Annotated in this window: 16 protein-coding genes and 1 pseudogene; 8 read left to right on the top strand and 9 right to left on the bottom strand. The window is 75.5% G+C overall.

Going from position 1 to position 18,425, the window contains the following annotated elements; translation table 11 throughout:
* Nucleotides 1–3: 3 nt before the first annotated feature.
* A complete protein-coding gene (locus tag ABZY20_RS29580; protein ID WP_356445346.1) occupies nucleotides 4–579 on the bottom strand; it encodes a hypothetical protein in 576 nt (191 codons plus the stop codon).
* A gap of 362 nt (nucleotides 580–941) precedes the next feature.
* Between ABZY20_RS29580 and ABZY20_RS29575 the strand changes: the two genes are divergently transcribed.
* From ABZY20_RS29575 to ABZY20_RS29555, 5 genes are all read left to right on the top strand, one after another.
* Nucleotides 942–1,619, top strand: a complete 678-nt coding sequence (locus tag ABZY20_RS29575; protein ID WP_356445344.1) for a nucleotidyltransferase family protein — start codon at nucleotides 942–944, stop codon at nucleotides 1,617–1,619.
* A gap of 11 nt (nucleotides 1,620–1,630) precedes the next feature.
* Nucleotides 1,631–1,918 (top strand): hypothetical protein, encoded by a 288-nt coding sequence (locus tag ABZY20_RS29570; protein WP_356445343.1) that lies wholly within the window; start codon nucleotides 1,631–1,633, stop codon nucleotides 1,916–1,918.
* A complete protein-coding gene (locus tag ABZY20_RS29565) occupies nucleotides 1,915–2,679 on the top strand; it encodes a metallophosphoesterase (protein WP_356445341.1) in 765 nt (254 codons plus the stop codon). Before ABZY20_RS29570 ends, ABZY20_RS29565 begins: the two co-directional genes overlap by 4 nt.
* Before the next feature lie 218 nt (nucleotides 2,680–2,897).
* Nucleotides 2,898–4,562 carry an alkaline phosphatase D family protein gene (locus tag ABZY20_RS29560; protein WP_356445339.1) on the top strand — a complete coding sequence of 555 codons (1,665 nt, stop codon included), beginning with the start codon at nucleotides 2,898–2,900 and terminating at the stop codon, nucleotides 4,560–4,562.
* Nucleotides 4,563–4,724: 162 nt separating this feature from the next.
* A complete protein-coding gene (locus tag ABZY20_RS29555) occupies nucleotides 4,725–6,092 on the top strand; it encodes an alpha-lytic protease prodomain-containing protein (RefSeq protein WP_356445337.1) in 1,368 nt (455 codons plus the stop codon).
* A 61-nt stretch (nucleotides 6,093–6,153) separates the two neighbouring features.
* Here ABZY20_RS29555 and ABZY20_RS29550 read toward each other — a convergent pair.
* A pseudogene (locus ABZY20_RS29550) lies at nucleotides 6,154–6,471 on the bottom strand (serine hydrolase); the annotation flags it as partial.
* Between the two features lie 607 nt (nucleotides 6,472–7,078).
* On the opposite strand from ABZY20_RS29550, the gene ABZY20_RS29545 reads away from it, so the two are divergent.
* The 3 genes from ABZY20_RS29545 (at nucleotide 7,079) to ABZY20_RS29535 (ending at nucleotide 10,005) form a co-directional block, all read left to right on the top strand.
* Nucleotides 7,079–7,612 (top strand): DoxX family protein, encoded by a 534-nt coding sequence (locus tag ABZY20_RS29545; RefSeq protein ID WP_356445335.1) that lies wholly within the window; start codon nucleotides 7,079–7,081, stop codon nucleotides 7,610–7,612.
* A 67-nt stretch (nucleotides 7,613–7,679) separates the two neighbouring features.
* Nucleotides 7,680–8,243 (top strand): hemerythrin domain-containing protein, encoded by a 564-nt coding sequence (locus ABZY20_RS29540; RefSeq protein ID WP_356445333.1) that lies wholly within the window; start codon nucleotides 7,680–7,682, stop codon nucleotides 8,241–8,243.
* A 337-nt stretch (nucleotides 8,244–8,580) separates the two neighbouring features.
* Nucleotides 8,581–10,005, top strand: a complete 1,425-nt coding sequence (locus ABZY20_RS29535; protein ID WP_356445331.1) for an MFS transporter — start codon at nucleotides 8,581–8,583, stop codon at nucleotides 10,003–10,005.
* Nucleotides 10,006–10,096: 91 nt separating this feature from the next.
* Here ABZY20_RS29535 and rfaE2 read toward each other — a convergent pair whose 3' ends face one another.
* The 7 genes from rfaE2 to ABZY20_RS29500 all read right to left on the bottom strand — a co-directional run bounded on the left by rfaE2 (nucleotide 10,097) and on the right by ABZY20_RS29500 (nucleotide 18,403).
* Nucleotides 10,097–11,503 carry a D-glycero-beta-D-manno-heptose 1-phosphate adenylyltransferase gene (rfaE2, locus tag ABZY20_RS29530; protein ID WP_356445329.1) on the bottom strand — a complete coding sequence of 469 codons (1,407 nt, stop codon included), beginning with the start codon at nucleotides 11,501–11,503 and terminating at the stop codon, nucleotides 10,097–10,099.
* Entirely contained in the window at nucleotides 11,500–12,135 is a 636-nt protein-coding gene (locus ABZY20_RS29525; RefSeq protein WP_356445327.1) for an SIS domain-containing protein, read from the bottom strand. Before ABZY20_RS29525 ends, rfaE2 begins: the two co-directional genes overlap by 4 nt.
* A 93-nt stretch (nucleotides 12,136–12,228) precedes the next feature.
* The gene (locus tag ABZY20_RS29520) at nucleotides 12,229–13,506 is read right to left on the bottom strand and encodes a glycosyltransferase (RefSeq protein ID WP_356445325.1); all 1,278 of its coding nucleotides are present in this window, start codon (nucleotides 13,504–13,506) and stop codon (nucleotides 12,229–12,231) included.
* A complete protein-coding gene (locus ABZY20_RS29515; protein WP_356445324.1) occupies nucleotides 13,503–14,468 on the bottom strand; it encodes a glycosyltransferase in 966 nt (321 codons plus the stop codon). Before ABZY20_RS29515 ends, ABZY20_RS29520 begins: the two co-directional genes overlap by 4 nt.
* The gene (locus tag ABZY20_RS29510; RefSeq protein WP_356445322.1) at nucleotides 14,465–15,538 is read right to left on the bottom strand and encodes a glycosyltransferase family 9 protein; all 1,074 of its coding nucleotides are present in this window, start codon (nucleotides 15,536–15,538) and stop codon (nucleotides 14,465–14,467) included. The genes ABZY20_RS29515 and ABZY20_RS29510 overlap by 4 nt, the downstream gene beginning before the upstream one ends.
* A gap of 94 nt (nucleotides 15,539–15,632) precedes the next feature.
* Entirely contained in the window at nucleotides 15,633–16,706 is a 1,074-nt protein-coding gene (locus ABZY20_RS29505) for a glycosyltransferase (protein ID WP_356445320.1), read from the bottom strand.
* Nucleotides 16,703–18,403, bottom strand: coding sequence for a carbamoyltransferase C-terminal domain-containing protein (locus ABZY20_RS29500; RefSeq protein WP_356445318.1), 1,701 nt, complete (start codon nucleotides 18,401–18,403; stop codon nucleotides 16,703–16,705). The genes ABZY20_RS29505 and ABZY20_RS29500 overlap by 4 nt, the downstream gene beginning before the upstream one ends.
* Nucleotides 18,404–18,425: the final 22 nt, after the last annotated feature.

Raw genomic sequence — 18,425 nt, 5'->3', positions numbered from 1 at the left:
GACTCAGCCGGTGGGGTGGCTGTGGTGTCCGTGCTGAACCTGCCCGTGGGCCCGGTGGCCGTGTGCTTCCTCGTCGTGGTGGGCGGTGGCCTCGGCGACCTGCTTCAGGGCGGAGGCGGTGGCGGTGTCGCCCACCTTGGCGGGCTGCTCGTGGACGTGCTGTTCCGGCCGTTCGTGGCGGTAGTGGGAGGAGGCGAGGCGGGCGCCGGGTCCGTAGGACGAGGTGTCCGGCTCCTCCTCGGCGGCGGTGTCCGCGCCGCGTTCACCGGCCGTGGCGGTCCGCGTTCCGCCGTTCGGTGACCCGTCCCCGGGGCGCTGGGCGGGTCGCGGCTGGGTCAGCCAGGCGACGGCCGCGCCGGTCAGCGCCACCGGCCATTCGACCAGTCCGGCGACGCCGAGCACGCCGGCACCGGTGTAGACGGCCATGCGGCGCCCGCGCGGTGAGATGGCGCCGATCCGGTCCAGGGCCCCCTCGGCGACCTTGCCGACCTGCTGCGCGCCGGGCAGGTGCTTCACGCCCGCGACGACGGTCCGCAACGGCTGCGGAAGATCGGACGACGGTGCTGTCTGCTGGTTCATGTCGACCTCCACAGGCGCGCTGTCCGGCGATTTGCGCCGGTTTTCCGGGTTTCCAGCTCTTGGCCCCATACTCCGTCCTCGGCGGAAGGCGCGCTTGTCGTGTTCACCCGAGGCTCGTCCACCCGGCAGGCCGAACGGAGGCCGTGCCTGTCTGACCGGATCGAACGAGTGGGTGCGCTCCCGGCGGAGTGAGGGGCGCGTACGGGAGCAGCCTGCGCGCCCCGCGCCCCGGCCGGACCCGCGCTCGTCGGAAGCCTTCCGTGTCGGTCCGGGAGCGCCGGGTACCCAATGCAGGCACACAGGCCGTCTCGGATCCGGACACCGCGCGGGAGCGGAGGTCCGGTCCGTCGAATGGAGTGGTCATGACGCAGAACGGTGATGACGCGACGCTCGTCCGGCGACCGGGGATCCCCGACCTCCGGACGGCACCGGACGGGACCTGTCCGGCCGCGCCACCACAGGACCCGCAGGACGAGCCGCCGCAGGAGATGCCCCTGGACCGCAACCAGGCGATCCTCGAGGCGGCCAAGCAGGTCGGTGCCCTGCTGAAGCGGAAGGGGCATCTCTTCGCGCTGGCCGGGAGCGTGGCCGCGTACGCCCACGGCGGGGAGAAGAACCTCCAGCACGACGTCGACTTCGCCATCCGGCCCGAGGACGCGGACGCGGTGGCGGCCACGCTGCGCGAGGCGGGGCTGACGGTCTACACGCCGCCGGAGGACTGGCTGATCAAGGCCACCTGCTTCGGCCAGTCGGTGGACGTCATCTTCGAGCTGGCGCACCGGCCGGTCGGCGCGGACATGCTGGAGCGGGCGGAGGAGCTCTCGGTCGACTCGGTGCGGATGCCCGTGCTGGCCCCGACGGACCTGCTGTGGAGCCTGATCGCCGCGTTCTCCGAGCACCACTGCGACTTCGGCGCGGCCCTGCCCATCGCGCGGGCCCTGCGCGAGAAGGTCGACTGGGAGCGGGTGCGGCGCGAGTGCGGGGACGAGCCCATGCCCGCGGCCTTCTTCTTCCTCCTGGAGCGCCTGAACGTCATCTGAAGGAGCAACCCATGAGCACCCACGGTTCCCAGGACGCCGGCGGTACGCCGCCCGCGGAGAACCTGGACTACCGCATCGCCCACCTCCAGGACCGCCTCGCCTCGGGCGAGCTGGGCGAACTGGGCGTCCGGGTCGAGGCCCGCGGCCAGTCGGTGCTGCTCACCGGCACCGTGCCCTCGGCGCCCTGCCGCGACGAGGTCCTGCGCACCGTCCACGAGGAACTCACCGGGATGCCGGTGCACAGCGACCTCGTGGTGACCGAGGCGTCCTCGCCCGACCACGCGGAGGAGCTGGCATGATCCGCATCGCAGCCGTCGGGGACATCCACATGGGGCCCGACAGCCAGGGGGTGCTCCGCCCCGCGTTCGAGACGCTGCCCGAGTGCGCGGACCTCCTGCTGCTGGCCGGGGACCTCACCCGGCACGGCACGCCCGAGGAGATGCGGGTGGTGGCCCGGGAGATCCAGGACCTCGGCGTGCCGGTGGCCGCCGTCCTGGGCAACCACGACCACCACGACGACCGGCCCGAGGAGGTCACGGCGATCCTCCGGGACGCCGGAGCCCATGTCCTGGAGGGGCAGGGCACCGTCGTGGAGAGCGGCGGTGCGCGCATCGGCGTGGCCGGCACCAAGGGGTTCGGCGGCGGCTTCGTCGGCCGCTGCGCCGGGGAGTTCGGCGAGCCCGTGATGAAGGAGTTCGTCCGGTACTCCCGGCGCAGCGCCGACGGGCTGCGGAGCGCGCTGGAGCAACTGGGCGAGGAGGACTGCGACGTGCGGATCGCCCTGACCCACTACTCCCCCGTCGCGGACACGCTGGCGGGCGAGCCGCTGGAGATCTACCCGTTCCTCGGGAGTTATCTGCTGGCCGAGGCGATCGACACCGCCGGTGCGGACCTGGCGGTGCACGGCCACGCGCACGCCGGCACCGAACACGGCATGACGAGCGGCGGCGTGAAGGTGCGCAACGTCGCCCAGCCGGTCATCGGGCGGGCGTTCCACGTCTACCACCTTCCCGTCCGGGCCCGCGCGGCCTCCGGGGCCGCCGCGCACACGGCCCATTAGACCGCTCCCCTTCCCTTCCCTCAGCCGCCGGCCGAGCCGGCGGCTTTTTCCTGTCCGGGCCATGAGGCGCCTCGTACCGCCCGTGGTGTGAACGCCCCGCACGTCGTTCCGGTTTAAGGCATTTTGTCTGCTTAGCATGCGAGTTCTGCGCTCCGCACGTCGGCGATGTCCCCACGCGTCCGCCCGGGGCGCAACTGCCCTGTACGAGAGGACCTCAGATGGCGCTGACGGGCCGTCAAAGAACACCGTCCGAGCATGCCTTCTCCCCGCACGACGCCGTACTGCGCACCGCCGCCCCGCATGTGGCCCGCCGCCGCTTCCTGACCGTCACCGCCGCCGCCGCGATGCTCGCCTTCAGCACGAACCGGCCGGCCCGCGGCGCCACCGCCACCCCCGAACTGCAGGCGTCCCGCATCACGAACGACCCGTTCACCCTCGGCGTGGCCTCCGGCGATCCGCTGCCCGACTCGGTCCTGCTGTGGACCCGGCTCGCGCCCGAGCCGTTCGCGGAGGACGGCGGGCTGGGGCAGCAACGGGTGGCCGTCTCCTGGGAAGTGGCGATGGACGAGTGGTTCGCCTTCGTCGAGCGCAGCGGCGTCGCCACGGCCCACCCGGAGTACGCCCACAGCGTGCACGTCGACGTCAAGGGCCTGATGCCGGACAGCGAGTACTACTACCGCTTCCGGGCCGGCGCGTGGATCAGCCCGATGGGCCGGACCCGCACGGCGCCGGCCGCGGGCAGCGACGCCGACGGCATGCGGCTGGCCGCGGTCGCCTGCCAGGCCTACCAGGACGGCTACTACACCGCCCACCGGCATCTGGCGCAGGAGGACGTCGACGTGGTGTTCCACCTCGGCGACTACCTCTACGAGTACGCCGTGGACTCCGCGGGCGGCGCCCGCCGCTACACCGACCGCAAACTGCCCGAGGTGTTCGACCGCGAGGCGACCACGCTGGCGGACTACCGGCTGCGCTACGCCCTCTACAAGAGCGACCCGGACCTCCAGGCCGCGCACGCCCGGCACCCGTTCGTCGTCACCTGGGACGACCACGAGGCGGAGAACAACTACGCCGGTTCCATTGACGAGAAGGGCAGCCCTCCCGACCAGTTCCTGGTGCGCCGCGCCGCCGCCTACCGGGCCTACTGGGAGAACCAGCCGCTGCGCGCCGAGCAGTTGCCGCAGGGGCCCGACGCACGGCTGTACCGAAGGCTGGGGTGGGGCTCGCTCGTCCAGTTCGACATCCTCGACACCCGCCAGTACCGCTCGGACCAGGCCAACTACGACCGGCCGCACGCGCCGGGCGCCGAGTCGGACGACCCGGCCCGCACCCTCACCGGCGCCGCGCAGGAGCGCTGGCTGCTGGACGGCTGGCGGGCCTCGGACGCCCTGTGGAAGGTGACGCCCCAGCAGGTCTGCTTCTCCCAGCGCAAGTTCGACCTGACCGCGCAGGCGCGGGTCTCCATGGACGCCTGGGACGGATACCGCGCCTCCCGCGACCGCGTCATGGCCGGCGCCAAGGCGGCGGGCGTCGACAACTGGATGGTCCTCACCGGGGACGTGCACGTCGGCTACGCCTTCGACATCAAGGAGGACTTCGACGACCCGGCGTCCCGGACGGTGGGCACGGAGTTCACCTGCACCTCCATCGCCAGCGGCGGCAACGGCACCGCGAAGCCGGCCGAGTGGGACACGTACATGAAGGCCAATCCGCACATGAAGTACTTCGACGGGCGGCGCGGTTACGTCCGGGTGGAGCTGGGCCGCGAGAACGCCCAGGTCGACTTCCGGACCGTCCCGGCCATCACCACCCCCGGGGGGTCCATCTCCACCACCGCCTCCTTCGTCACGGAGGTGGGCGCGCCCGGCCTGAAGTCGGCGTGAGCCCGCGCTCCTACTGCACATGGCGCCCTTCCCCGCACCAAAGCGCGAACCGGAACGGGCCGGGACATCGCGCCGGGCCGTTCCGGCAAGGCCTATGGCTCCGCGGCAGCTCCACCGCGGCCGCGTCCGCACCGAACACCGTGACCCAAGGAGACATCTCGTATGGTCCTCAGACACGCCCTGACCGGCCGCCGGGCGGCCCTCACCGCGCTCGGCGCGCTGGTCGCGACCGGCCTGCCGTCCGCCGTGGCGGCGGAGCCGACGCCCGCGGCCGGTCCCCTGCCGTCGGCCGCGCAGACCCTCGGCGCCGACCGGCCCTCGGCACCCGTGCTGCGCGCGCTGGAGCGCGACCTCGGGCTGACGCCGGCGCAGGCCTCGCAGCGGCTGGTCAACGAGGCGGAGGCGGGCACCCGCGCGGGCAGGCTGCGCAACGCCCTGGGCGACCGCTTCGCGGGCGCCTGGCTGCGCGGCACCACGTCGCAGGAGCTCGTGGTGGCGACCACGGACGCCGCCGACGTGGCCGCCATCAAGGCCCAGGGCGCGAAGGCGGCCGTGGTGAAGCAGAAGCTGCGCGACCTGCGGGCGGCGAAGCAGAAGCTGGACGCCGCGGCCGCCCGGGTCGGCACGCGCGACGCGCACCTGTGGTACATCGACGTCCCCGCCAACCGGGTCGTGGTGGAGGCCGGGAGCAAGGCGGCGGCGGCCGCGTTCGTCAAGGCCGCGGGGCTCGACGGCACGAGCGTGGGCGTGAAGGTGACGGCGGCCCGGCCGCGTCTGATGGCGGACATCACCGGCGGCGACGCCTACTACATCGACGGCTCCGCCCGCTGCTCGGTCGGCTTCTCCGTGACCAAGGGCGAGCAGGAGGGCTTCGTGTCGGCGGGCCACTGCGGCAAGCGGGGCGCGAAGACGACCGGGTTCGACAAGACGGCGCAGGGCACGTTCCAGTCCTCCACCTTCCCCGGCAAGGACATGTCGTGGGTCGCGGTCAACGACCAGTGGACGGCGACGGCGAACGTCAAGGGCGAGGGCGATCGGAAGGTCCGGATCACGGGCTCGGTCCAGGCGCTCGTGGGCGCCGCCGTGTGCCGCTCCGGCTCCACCACCGGATGGCACTGCGGCACGATCGAGCAGCATGACACCAGCGTCGGTTACGCCGAGGGCAAGGTGGACGGGCTGACCCGTACGACGGTGTGCGCGGAGCCGGGCGACTCCGGGGGGCCGTACGTCGCGGGTGTGCAGGCGCAGGGCGTGACCTCGGGCGGCACCGGCGACTGCAAGACCGGCGGCGCCACGTTCTACCAGCCGGTCAACCCGATCCTCAGCGAGTACGGCCTCACCCTGGAGACGGCCGACGCCACGCCCCCGGCGCCGCAGGACAACGTCGCGCAGGCGTGGGCCGCCGGCCGGGTCTACGAGGCCGGGGCCACGGTGACCCACGCGGGCGTGCGCTACCAGTGCCTGCAGACCCACCAGGCGCAGGGACCCTGGGTGCCGGCGCAGACGCCCGCCCTGTGGCAGCGGATGTGACGAGAAGTCAGAGCCGTCCGGTGCCGGCGCGGAGCGTGCCGCCGGCGCCGGGCGGCTTGGGTCACCCCTGCGCGAGCAGCGCGTACGCGGTGGCCACGAACGGGTCGTGGCCGCGGAAGCGGCGGGTGCAGACGGCGGCCAGGGCCGTGCCGGTGTCGGGGCGGAAGCCCAGGAACGCCTGCTGACCGAGGGTCGCGCCGCTGTGGAAGTACATCGGCCCGCCGTCGGTGGGATGCCGGAACCAGGCGAGGGTGTGCACGTGCCAGTGCCCGAGGCCGCGCCGGAGCACCGGCCGGCGCATCGTGCGCAGGGCGGCGGTCAGGTGCGGCGGCGCGCCCGGCGGTCCGCCGGGGTCCAGGTGGGCTTCGGGGAACGTGAGCTGACCACACTGGAGGCGAGGTCCTGCACCGCGCCCTGCAAGACGGTCGAAGTGCCAGACTGCTCCATTGACTACTCCCGTCGGTCGCTAGCCCTTCTTCGGGCGCGGGGTCGGAGGCGACAGCAGCAGCTTGCTGGTCGAGTGGGCCAGCGCCAGTGCGGCGCACTCACGGCTGTCGCGGTAGACACCGTCGAGTTCGGCCGGGTCGAGTGCCGCCTCGATGCCGACGCTCTGAACGCCGGTCAGTTCCTGAATTCACTTAAATAGCATTTTCAACATCTCAGGGGCGAGTGGTCGCCCCGCGGGCCACCACCGCACCGTCCGCACGGAGACGTCGGCCGCGTCTCGCCGCGGCCGGTCTCGGGGCCGCGCTGGCGGAGGCCGCCGTGCCGGAGCTGTCCGCCGGGTCGGTGCCCGCCCCGGGACCGCGAGGTGCTGACCGCCGCCACCGAGGCCCTCGCGTGCACCGCCGACGACGTCCTGGCGTCACCCGGACTGCGTGAGGAGGCGTGGGCCGGGCACCACGCGGCGCGAACCGGGTGAGTGCCACCGCCCCGGCGGGGGAACCCGGACCGCACGCCTGACCACCGACACCCTGGAGAGGGCCATGAGTCTGATGCGCGTCCTCGGCCGGCCCATGCTGGCCTCGATGTTCCTCACCGGCGGAATGAACTCCGTCCGCAACCCCAAGGAGGTCGCCGACATCGCCGAGCCCGTCGTCCAGCCCGTCACCGATCGCGTCGCGGCGCTGCCGGACAGCACCGAGCAGGCCGTACGCCTGAGCGGCGCCGTGCAGGTCGTGGCGGGCCTGATGCTGGCCACGGGACGCATGCCGCGCCCGGCCGCGCTGGCGATCGCCGCCACGCTGGTGCCCACGACGCTGGCGGCGCACCGCTTCTGGGAGGTGGAGGACCCCTCGGAGCGGGCGCAGCAGCGCATCCACTTCTTCAAGAACCTGTCCATGCTCGGCGGGCTGCTGATCGCCGCCGACGACACCGGCTCGCGCCCCTCGCTGGTGTGGCGCGGCACCCATGCCGCCCGCGGGCTGCGGCACGACGCCGGTCTGGTGCGCCGCTCGGTCCGGGTCACCGCACGCCCCGCCGCCGCGGCCGCCCGGGTGCGGGCCAAGCTCCCCGCCTGAGCCCGTCGCCCGGACCGGGCGTTAGCCGGTGAGGGCCGGGGGGACCCGGGGGCTGGAGGTGAAGGACATGGGACACGGAGGAAACGTCATCGACGAGCTGGTGACCGATCACCGCGAGGTCGAGGAGATGTTCGGCAGGATCGAGTCGCTGCCGTCCGGTCACCGGGACCGCAAGGTGTACGCGGACCGGGTCACGATGGAGCTCGTCCGGCACTCGGTCGCCGAGGAGGCCTATCTCTACCCGGCCGTCCGCGAACACGTGGCGGGCGGGGACGCCCTCGCCGACCGGGAACTCCAGGACCACGCCACGGCCGAGCAGATCATGAAGGACCTGGAGGGCTGCGACGCGGGCGACGCCGAGTTCGACCGGCTGGTCGGCACGCTGATGGGCGAGATCCGCTCGCACATCGCCGACGAGGAGGGCAACCTCTTCCCGGCGCTGCGCCAGGCCTGCCCGATGGACACGCTGAACGAGCTGGGCGACAAGGTCCGCAAGGCGAAGAAGACCGCTCCGACCCGGCCCCATCCGGCCGCTCCCGACAAACCTCCGGCCAACAAGCTCCTGGCTCCGGGGGCCGGCATGGTCGACCGGCTGCGCGACGCGCTGACCGGCCGGGGCACGTTCGACTAGCGCGGCAGGCCGCCGCGCACCCGAGGGCCCGTCGCCGCGGCGACGGGCCCTTCCGCGTGCCCGGACGCCTCCCGCCTGTGGCGGCCGTCACGCGCCCGGACCGCGACCGGCGGCTGTGATCAACCACACTCGCGACCTCAAGGGTCGCCGGGGCACGGGCATTTGAGACATCCGGCGGCAGCGGAGCGGGGCGTGGTGGACCGGCCCGAGGTTTGGCTCTGCCACGATGGTCCGCGCCGTACCGGCGAAGGGACCCACCGTGCAGCGCGGCCGGTGCCTCCCGTTCCCCTCGCCCCCTCCTGCTGAGTCGTCCGACTCGTCTTGCGAGTGCCGTCCTGTGTCTTCGTCGCCCTCCCCTGCCCCGCCCGCGTCACGGTCGCCCTGGCGTTCCCTGCGGTACCGCAGCATGCGCTGGTGGTCCGTCGCGAACTTCGTGTCGAACGCCGGTACCTGGATGCAGCTCACCGTGCAGAACCTGCTGGTCCTGCAGATCACCGGCTCCGCCGCAGCGACCGGGCTGTCCATGTCCGTGCAGGCCGCTCCGGCCCTGCTGATGAGCGTCCTGGGCGGGGCCGCGGTCGACCGGTGGCCCCGCAAGCTGACGGCCGCCGTGAGCCAGGCGCTGCTCGGCCTGATCGCCTTCACGACGGCCGTGCTCGTGGCGCTGGACCGGCTCGACATGACCTCGCTGCTGGTGCTGGCCGCCGTCACGGGCGTCGTCGCCACCGTCGACAACCCGGCGTGCGCGCTGCTCGGCAACGACCTCGTCCCGGCGGAGGACGTGCCCTCGGCCATCGGCGTCGGGGCCCTGGTGCACCAGGCGGGCCGGCTCGTCGGGGCGGCTTGCGCCGGTGTGGCGGTCGGGTTCTTCGGCACGGCCGCCGCGTACTTCGCCAACGGGCTGTCGTTCCTGTTCGTGGCCTCGGTGATCCCGTTCCTGCGCCCGGCGGCGGAGGCGGTGCGGCAGGCCGCGGCCGGTCCGGCGCGCGCGGGCGTCGGCCCCGGGTCCTCCGGCACTTCCGCATCCTGCGGCACTTCCGGGTCCTCCGACGTTTCCGGCTCCACCGATGCGTCCGGCTCCACCGACGCTTCCCGCTCCTCCGACGCTTCCGCCATGACCGTGCGGGAGGGGCTGGCCTTCTTCGCACGCCGGCCGCGGCTGATGGCGCTCGCCGGTGTGACCGGGATCAGCGCGGTGTTCGGCCGCAACTACCAGCTCACCCTGGCCGTGCTCGTCACCGGGCCGCTCGGGGGCGGTGCCGGGGCCTTCGGCACCGTGTCGACCGTGCTCGCCGTCGGCGGCATCCTCGGGGCCGTTCTCGGCGCCCGGCTGCGCCGCCCTTCGGTGCGGATCGTGGGCGCGCTGGCGGCGTGCGGCGCGCTGCTGCAGGTGGTGGCGGGGCTGTCGCCGTCGCTCGCGGTACTGATCGTGCTGGTGCTGCCGATGGCCGTCGTGGAGTCCGTGTCCGACACCGCCGGCACGGCCGTCCTGCAGACCGACCCGCCCGCCCGTCTGCGGGGTCGTGTGCTGGGCGTGTGGGGCAGCATCGGCACGGTGTGGGGCCTGGGCGGCCCGCCGGTGCTCGGCCTGCTGATGGAGCTGGCGGGGGCCCGTGGCGCCCTCGTCACCGGCGGTCTGCTCATCGCCGGCGCGATCGGGGCGGGCCATCTGCTGCGGCGGCGCCGGGTGCCCGCGCCCGTGGTGCTGCGCGCGGAGGAGGGCGGGATCACGGGACGGCCGGCACTGGGCAAGGCGGCCTGAACGGGTTCACGGAACCCGGCCCTGGATCGCCGGAGGACTCCGCAGGCCGTACCGACGCGACCCGGCTCGCCGGGCGGCGCCGTACGCCGGCTCACGAACCCGACGGGCGCAGCGCCCTCGTCGCCGCCTTCGCGGCCCTGCGGGTCAGCAGGGTCGTGGAGCGGCCGTCCAGGTAGGGCAGGACCACGGCCTGACCGCCCCAGGAGCGCAGCGCCTCCGCCTCGGGCAGGTCCTGGACCGAGTAGTCGCCGCCCTTGACCCAGACGTCGGGCCGCAGCCGGGCCAGGACCGCCTCCGGGGTGTCCTCCTCGAAGACCACGACCGCGTCGACGCTGCCGAGCGCGGCGAGGACCCGAGCGCGGTCCGCCGCCGGGTTGAGCGGGCGGCCCGGGCCCTTGCGGCGGGCGACGGAGGCGTCGGAGTTGAGGCAGACGACGAGGCAGTCGCCGATGCGCCGGGCGCTCTCCAGCAGCCCGACGTGCCCGGCGTGCACCAGGTCGAAGCAGCCGCCGGTGGCGACGACGGTACCGCCGCGGGCCCGCACGCTCTCCGCGAGGCCGAACGCGTCGGTCGCCGGGTCGTCCGCGGGCCCCGGCACCGGCTCGGTGCGCCACAGCGCCGGGTTGCCCGCGCCGCCCGCCGCGACGAACGCGGCCGCCTCGGCCACCGCCCGCTGCAGCGCCTCCTCGGGGAGCAGCCCGTCGGCGAGGGCCGCCGCGGTCGTGGCCGCGAAGCAGTCGCCCGCGCCGCAGGGGTCTCCGGCGGCCCGGTAGGGCACGGGCACCAGCATCGGTGTGCCCGAGCCGGGCCGGGCCAGCAGCACGCCGCGCTCGCCCAGGGTGACGGCGACGCCCGCGGCCCGCCACCGCTCCGCGAGCCGCGCCCCGCGCTCGGCGTACGCGCCCAGGGACGTCTCCCCCGATCCGGGGTGCAGGGCCTGTGCCTCGGCCGCGTTGGGGGTGACGAGACGGGCGCCGGGCACGGGCGGGTCGCCCTGGGGGTGGGGATCCCAGACCAGGGGGGTGCGGCGGGCGGCGTCCTCGAGGTGGGGACGCAGGGCGCCCGCGGTGTGGCGGCCGTAGTCGGCGACCAGGATCGCGTGGGCGTGCGCCAGCGCCTCCCGCACGGCGGCGCCGGGTTCGCCGGGGGTGCCGCCGCCCCGGTCGATGCGGACGACGGGCCTGCCTTCGGCAAGGACGCGGGTCTTCACCGGCAGGGTGCCGTTGAGGGGGATCTCCAGCAGCCTGACGCGGCCGTGCAGGGCACGGCGTACGGCCTCGCTGGCGTCGTCGTCGCCGAGCGCGGTGACCAGTACGACGTCCCGGCCGCCGCGGGCGGCGAGGGCGGCGGCCAGTCCGGCTCCTCCGGGGTGCCGCCGGTCGCCGGTGACGTCGACGACGGGCGCGGGGGCGTCCGGGGTGAGCCGGGTGGAGACGCCTTCGATGTCCTCGTCGAGGAGGACGTCCCCGACGACGGCGAGGGGATTCGGGCCGCTCATGAGGTGCTCCCCCGGGTGAGGACGGTGCGTCGTGCGAGGGGTGTGGACACGGCCGTGTCGAAGCACTCGCAGAGCAGGTGGACGGCGACGAGGTGGGTCTCCTGGACGTTCGCGGAGCTGCCGGCGTCGACGCAGAGGGCTTCGTGGGCCGCCTCCGCGAGGGGGTTGGGGCCGCGTCCGGTGAGGGCCCACACCCGCAGTCCGGCCTGCCGGGCGGTGACGGCGGCGGCGACGAGGTTGGGGCTGCGGCCGGAGGTGGAGAGCAGCAGCAGGACGTCCCCGGGCCGGCCGTGGGCGGTGACCTGGCGGGCGTAGACGTGGTCGAAGCCGTAGTCGTTGCCGATGGCGGTGACGCTGGAGGTCTCGGCGTGCAGGGCGAGCGCGGAGTAGGCGGGGCGTTCCCTGCGGTAGCGGCCGACGAGTTCGGCGGTGAGGTGCTGGGCCTGGGCGGCGCTGCCGCCGTTGCCCGCGGCGAGCAGCCGGCCGCCGCCGGCCAGGACGTCGGCGAGCCGGGTGCCCCAGTCGGCGATCCGGTCGACGCCGTGCCGGCGGAACCTGCCGAGGGCCTCCTCCAGTGACCGGCAGTGCAGACGCGCGGCGTCAAGGGCGGGGTGTGCAGAGGGTTCGCTCATGCGGATCGGGCCCGCCGCGCCCGGGGGACGGCGGCGGGGCCCGCACCTCCTTCGGTCGTCGGGCGTCGGCTGCTGCGGGCGGGGCCGGCCGGGTCAGCCGGTGCCGGTCCTGGCGGGTTCGGCGTCGAGGACCGCGCAGTAGGCGGCCTCGGTGGCCGCGGCGACCCGGTCCCAGCCGTACCGGCTCAGGACGCGGCGGCGGCCGGCCGCCCCGCAGGCCGCGCGGGCCGCCGGGTCGGCGAGCAGTCCGGCGACGGCGCGGGCCAGGGCCTCCGGGTCGCGGGGCGGCACCAGCCGTCCGGTGCCGGGGTCGGCGACGGTGTCGAGCTGCCCGCCGACCGCGCTGGCCACGACGGGCACGCCGCAGGCCATGGCCTCCAGCGGGACGATACCGAAGGGCTCGTAGTCGGCGGGGCAGACCACCACGTCGGCGGAGCGCAGCAGCGACGGCACCCGCTCGCCGGGCACGGCCCCGGTGAAGCGGACCCGGTCGCCGACACCGGCGTCCCGGGCGGCGGCGCGCAGCCGGCGGACCTCCGGGTCGTCGTCGAGCCGGTCCGCGGGCGGGCCGCCGACCACGAGCAGCTCGGTCCCGGGCAGCCGGGCCAGCGCGGCGACGGCGACCGCGGCGCCCTTGCGCGGCACGAGCCGGCCCAGGTGCACGAGCCGGTGCGGGTACGGCCCGCGGGGTGCGGCCGGGCCCCTGGGGGTGAACCGGTCGGTGTCGACGCCGCAGGGCACGACGGTGACCTGGTGCGGGGGGATGCCCATGCGGGCCAGCTCGGCGGCCTCGTCCCGGCAGGTGGCGACGACCTGGTCGCAGCCCAGCCCGATCTCGATCTCGGCGGGGATGCGTTCGGGCGGGCTGGTGTCGGTCAGGCGCTGGTGCCGTCTCTTCACCGTGCCGAGGGCGTGGTAGGTGTGCAGCAGCGGCAGCCCGCGCACCCGGGTCGCGTGCACGGCGGCCAGGCCCGACATCCAGTAGTGCGAGTGGACGAGGTCGGGCGCCCGGGTGCGCCAGCAGCGGGCGAGGTAGCGGCCGAACTCGCCCATGTGCGGCAGCAGGGCGTCCTTCGGGAGCGGTTCGGCCGGGCCGGCGGGCACGTGGTGCACCTCGACGCCGTCGCGCAGCTCCACCCGGCAGGGCCGGCCGGGTGCGTCCCGGCGGGTGTAGACGGTGACGCGGTGGCCCCGGTCGGCGAGGGCGCCCGCGAGGCAGGCGACGTGCACGTTCTGCCCGCCGGCGTCGACCCCGCCGAGGGCGGCGAGGGGGCTCGCGTGCTCGGAGACCAGCGCGACGGCGAGGACGCCCGGGTCGAGGGGGTCGCCGCCGAACGGTCCGGCGGGCAGGGGTCTGAGGGACGGGGTCATGAGCGCACCTCCGTGATCAGGCGCTCCCAGTCGGCCAGGAAGCGCTTGAGCCCGTAGCGTTCGAGGGCCGCCTGCCGGGCCCGGGCCCCGTCCGCGACCGCGGCCTCGGGTTCGTGGAGGTAGCGGCGGGCGGCGCGGGCCAGCACGCCGGGGCGGGTGGAGAGGACGCCGGCGCCGGGCGGGACCGCCTCGACGGCCTCGGTGGTGGCGAGGGCCAGGACGGGCATCCCCAGGTGCATGGCCTCCAGCAGGGACAGGCCGAGGGAGGTCCAGCGCACCGGGTGCAGGTACATCCGGCGTTCGGCCAGGGCCGCGTGCAGGTCGCTCTGCGGCAGGTCGGCCGTGCGGCACCGGTCGGGCGGCAGGCCGAGGTGCCCGGCCAGGTTCTCGGTGCCCATGCCGAACACGTCGAGCGGCGCCGCCTCGGCGAGGGCGGGCAGCAGGTCCGTGCCGGTGTACCGGGCGCGCCGCACGGGTTCGTTGACGACGACGGCGGCGCGGGCGAGCCGGCCGGTGAAGCGGTGGCCCGGGTCGACGATGCCGTGCTCGACGACCGCGGTGCGGGTGGTGCCGCAGTCCCAGAACAGCCGGTTGAAGTGCGTGACGTGCACGATCGTCAGGTCGGCGCGGTCGGCGAACGGATGCCGGGTGCGGGGTACGTCGTCGTCGGGCGCGTTGTGCTCCAGGTACAGGGCGGGTACGTCCCGGCCGGGGCGGCGTCCGCCGAGCCACCGTTCGGCCAGTTCCGGTTCGTGGGGCCGTTGCAGCACGACCAGGTCGACGGGCGTGTCGCGGAGTTCCCCGGGGGTGACCTCGTGGACCGAGGCGGGCCAGGAGAAGGTGCGGGCCCGTCCGAGGCCGTCCGGGTCGCGGCCCGGGGTGACGGGGACGAGGTAGGTGTGGGGGCCCTGGACGAACGCGGTCGTCCAGGAGCCGTGCACGTGCCACAGCAGGATGTTCATACGGTCGCTCCTCGCTCCGTGTGTTCTCCCCGGCCGGCCGGGTCGTCGGTGAGGGCGGCCACGGCCGCGAGCACCTCGGCGTCGCCGATGCCGTCGAGGCAGGGGTGTCCCGGGACCGGGCAGTTCCGGGCCCGGGTGCCGGCGCACGGGGCCGCGGGATCGCCGAGCACCCGGTGCGGGACGCCGTGGGGGGCCCACCGCTCGGCGGGCACCACCGGCGCGAAGAGGCTGACGACGGGGGTGCCCACGGCGGCGGCGAGGTGCGCGGGTCCGGTGTTCCCGGCCACCACGACCCGCGCCCCGGCCAGGACTCCGGCCAGTTCCGGCAGGCCGGTGGCGCCGCCGAGGTCCAGGCCGTGCCGCCCGGCGACCCGCGCGGTCAGCTCGCGTTCGGCACGGCCGCCGGTGACGACCACCCGGTGGCCCTCGGCGGACAGCGCGGCCACGGCCCGCGCGGCCCGGGCGGGGCTCCAGGCGCGGGCGGGCACGGCGGCACCGGGGTGGACGACGACGTAGGGGCCCGGGCCGGTGAGGCGGGTGGTGTCCGGCGGCGGGGTGACGCGCAGCCGGCCGTCGTCGCCGGGCGGCAGGGCGAAGCCCGCGGCCCGGGCCAGGTCGAGCGCGGCCAGGGCCTCGTGGCGGTGCGGCACCCGGTGGTGGCGCAGGTCGAGCAGCGCGCCCGGGTAGTCCTCGCTGTCGGCGGCGACGCGCCCGACTCCGGCCAGCTTCAGCAGCAGGGCGACCGGCAGCGGGCTCTGGTGGTGCGACACGAGCACGAGCGCCCGGTCGAAGCGGCGCGCGGTGAGGGCCCGCATCAGGCGCCGGGTGGCGGCCGGGGTGACGGGCGGCGGCTCCAGCCCGACCCACGGGGCGTCGTAGGTGAGCACCTCGTCCACGCCGGGCAGCAGCCGCCCGGCCGGCGCGCCCTGCGGTCCGCACAGCAGCGCGGTGTACGAGGACCCGGCCGCCACAGCGCGTACGGCGGGGCCCGCCAGGAGCACGTCGCCCGCGCTGTCGAGACGGACGACGAGGGTGCGCGGAGGGCGGCGGCGGGAGGGGAAGAGGGTCATCCCGGCACCTCCCCCGGCGGAAGCCGGCGTTCCGGGGCGTGCGGGGACGGCGGCCCGCCGGTGGGACCGCGCGTCCCGGAAGGCAGCCGCCCGGTCATGACCGCAGCCGTTCCCTGACCGCCGGGCGGGGCGCGGGCGCCGCTTCCGCGGGCCCTAGCGGGGTGTGCGGCCGGGCCCCGCGGTGGGCCAGCCGCCCGCGCAGCCAGTGCCAGGTCGCGGCGGGCGGGACGAGCACGCTGGTCACGGCCATGGTGAGCACCTCGTCGCGGGTGCCGGGGCCGGGCAGGACACGGGCCAAAGCGAACTCGGCGGTGCCGGCCAGCCACGCGGCGGCGCAGGCACCGGCGAGGCGGTGCCTGCCGAGCAGGGCGCAGCCCGCGGCCGTCACGCCCGCCCCGGTGATCGCCAGGTGCAGGGGCAGTCGTCCGCGCGGCGCCTCCGCCCGGCGCCACCAGTGGCGGCCGTGCAGCCGGGTCATCAGGACGTCGTCGGCGTTGCCGGCCTGCATCCGGACGGAGACCAGGGGCCCGGCGGGCCGTACGGGGTGGGTGGTGGTGCGGCGGCCGCCGGTGAGGCTCCAGCCCGCGTCGAGCACGCGTAGGGCGAGGTCGGCGTCCTCCCGGAAGGCCCGCCGGAACCGCTCGTCGAAGCCGCCGACGGCGACCAGGGCGGCCCTGCGGTAGGCCATGTCGGCGGTGATCCAGCGGGCACCGGCGAGCCCGGCCGTGTTGCGTTCCCAGTCGGTGGGGCGGCGGTCGGCGGGCAGCGGCACCTCGATCCGGGCGGTGATGCCGGCGGTCCGGTCCGAGGCCGCGGCGAGGTCGAGGGCCAGGTCGTCGCCCCAGGCGGGTCCGGGGACGACGTCGTCGTCGAGGAAGACGATCCAGGGCACGTCACCGGCGGCGCGCCAGCCGAGGTTGCGCGCGGCGGCGGGACCGCGCGCCCCGCCCGGCACGACGATGGTGCGGGCGCGCAGGGCCGGCGGGACGTCGGCGGTCAGGGGCCTGCGGTCCGCGTCGGGCCGGTCGTCGACGAGGACCACGCGGACCGGCCGGGGCCCGGCCGCGTCGGCGAGGGCGTGCAGGCAGGCGCCGAGGCTGGGCCGGCCGAGCGTCGGCACGACGACGGCGTACTCGGCGGTGCGCGCGGGCGTGCCGGAGCCGGTCACCGGGTGCCTCCGGCGTCGTCGGTGAGGGCGTCGCCGTGCGGGCCGGCGTCCGCCCCGGCGTGGAACAGGCCGCCGCGCCGGACGGCGTACGGGCCGATGGCCAGCAGGTCCACGGGTGAGGAGCCGAAGCACTCCAGCGCGTCGCGCGGGTCGTCGACCATGGGCCGCCCGGCGGTGTTGAGGCTGGTGTTGACGACGACGGGCAGCCCGGTGAGCCGTTCGAACGCGCCGAGCATGCTCGCGACCAGCGGCTCGCGGTCCGGGTCGACGGTCTGGATGCGGGCGGTGCCGTCGACGTGCACCACGGCGGGGATGCGGTCGCGCCAGGCCGGGGCGACGTCGTGCACGAACAGCATGTACGGGCTGGGCAGCGGGCCGTCGAAGATCTCGGCGGCCCGGCCGGCGAGCACCATCGGGGCGACCGGCCGGAACTGCTCGCGGCCCTTGACGTCGTTGAGCCGCTCCAGGTTGCCCGCGTGCCCGGGGTGGGCCAGCAGGGAGCGGTGGCCGAGGGCGCGGGGGCCGTACTCGGAGCGCCCCTGGAACCAGGCGACGATCTGGTTGTCCGCCAGGGCGCGGGCGACGGTCCCGGCGATGTCCGGGGGCCGTTCGAAGGGGACGGCGGCGGTCTTGAGCCAGGCGCCGAGTTCCGCGTCGGACCAGTCCCGGCCGAGGTCGGCGCCGGTCATGGGCTCCGGCTCGTCGCCCTCGGCCGCGGACAGCAGCAGGGCGCCGCCCAGCGCGGTCCCGGCGTCACCGGCGGCGGGCTGCACCCACACGCGGGAGAACGGGCCCTCGCGGGCGATACGGGAGTTGGCCACGCAGTTGAGCGCGACGCCGCCGGCGAGGGTCAGGACGCTGTCGTGGGTCCGTCCGTGCAGCCAGCGCACCAGGTCGAGCAGGGTCTCCTCCAGCACGGCCTGGGCACTGGCGGCGACGTCGGCGTGGTCCTGGTTCCAGGGCTCGTCGGGGCCGCGCGGCGCGCACAGTTCGGACCACGGCACGCCGGTGGCGTGGAAGCCGCCGTCGCCGGTGGGGTACACGTGGCGGCGCAGTGCGGCGAGCATGCGCGGCCTGCCGTGGGAGGCGAGCGCCATCACCTTGAACTCGTCGGAGGAGCGCAGGAAGCCGAGGTGCTCGGTGAGTTCCTCGTAGACCAGGCCGAGCGAGTGCGGCAGGTCCTGGGCGTGCAGGGCCTCCAACCGGTCGCCCACCCGGCGTGCGGCCAGGTGGGAGGCGCGTTCGCCGCGGCCGTCCAGGACCAGGACGGAGGAGTCGCCGGCGTCGGGTGCGGCGAAGGCTCCGGAGGCGGCGTGGGCCATGTGGTGCGGCACGAAGCGGACGGTGCCGGCGTCGAGGCCGGGCAGGGCGGTGCGCAGGAAGCCGGGGGCCTCGCGGGCGTAGGTCAGCCGCAGGTGGTCCCACGGGTCGTCCAGGCCCATGGCGTCGGCGGGGCGGGCGAGCCGCGGGTCGAAGGAGTAGGCGACGGCGTCGAGGTCCTGGGGGCGCAGCCCGGCCCGTTTCAGGCACCAGGCGGCGGCCTTCTCGGGCAGTTCCCACGCGGAGAACGGCAGGGGCCGCTTGCCGTGCTTGCGCCGGGAGAACCGTTCCTCCTCCGCGGCGGCGACGGTCTTCCCGTCGATCACCAGGGCGGCGGCGGGGTCGTGGAAGAGGGCGTTGATTCCGAGGATGCGCATGGGGGTGGGGGCCTTTCGGCGG

The sequence above is a fragment of the Streptomyces sp. NPDC006624 genome, assembly GCF_040611555.1.
Classification (GTDB): Bacteria; Actinomycetota; Actinomycetes; order Streptomycetales; family Streptomycetaceae; genus Streptomyces.
Note: the sequence above shows the minus strand (reverse complement) of the source record. Positions and strands in the feature narration are given on the sequence as shown.

Coding starts and splice junctions, on each gene's coding strand:
- ABZY20_RS29580 (WP_356445346.1), bottom strand. CDS start 579: ATGAACCAGCAGACAGCACCGTCGTCCGATCTTCCGCAGCCGTTGCGG.
- ABZY20_RS29575 (WP_356445344.1), top strand. CDS start 942: ATGACGCAGAACGGTGATGACGCGACGCTCGTCCGGCGACCGGGGATC.
- ABZY20_RS29570 (WP_356445343.1), top strand. CDS start 1,631: ATGAGCACCCACGGTTCCCAGGACGCCGGCGGTACGCCGCCCGCGGAG.
- ABZY20_RS29565 (WP_356445341.1), top strand. CDS start 1,915: ATGATCCGCATCGCAGCCGTCGGGGACATCCACATGGGGCCCGACAGC.
- ABZY20_RS29560 (WP_356445339.1), top strand. CDS start 2,898: ATGGCGCTGACGGGCCGTCAAAGAACACCGTCCGAGCATGCCTTCTCC.
- ABZY20_RS29555 (WP_356445337.1), top strand. CDS start 4,725: ATGGTCCTCAGACACGCCCTGACCGGCCGCCGGGCGGCCCTCACCGCG.
- ABZY20_RS29545 (WP_356445335.1), top strand. CDS start 7,079: ATGAGTCTGATGCGCGTCCTCGGCCGGCCCATGCTGGCCTCGATGTTC.
- ABZY20_RS29540 (WP_356445333.1), top strand. CDS start 7,680: ATGGGACACGGAGGAAACGTCATCGACGAGCTGGTGACCGATCACCGC.
- rfaE2 (WP_356445329.1), bottom strand. CDS start 11,503: ATGAGCGGCCCGAATCCCCTCGCCGTCGTCGGGGACGTCCTCCTCGAC.
- ABZY20_RS29525 (WP_356445327.1), bottom strand. CDS start 12,135: ATGAGCGAACCCTCTGCACACCCCGCCCTTGACGCCGCGCGTCTGCAC.
- ABZY20_RS29520 (WP_356445325.1), bottom strand. CDS start 13,506: ATGACCCCGTCCCTCAGACCCCTGCCCGCCGGACCGTTCGGCGGCGAC.
- ABZY20_RS29515 (WP_356445324.1), bottom strand. CDS start 14,468: ATGAACATCCTGCTGTGGCACGTGCACGGCTCCTGGACGACCGCGTTC.
- ABZY20_RS29510 (WP_356445322.1), bottom strand. CDS start 15,538: ATGACCCTCTTCCCCTCCCGCCGCCGCCCTCCGCGCACCCTCGTCGTC.
- ABZY20_RS29500 (WP_356445318.1), bottom strand. CDS start 18,403: ATGCGCATCCTCGGAATCAACGCCCTCTTCCACGACCCCGCCGCCGCC.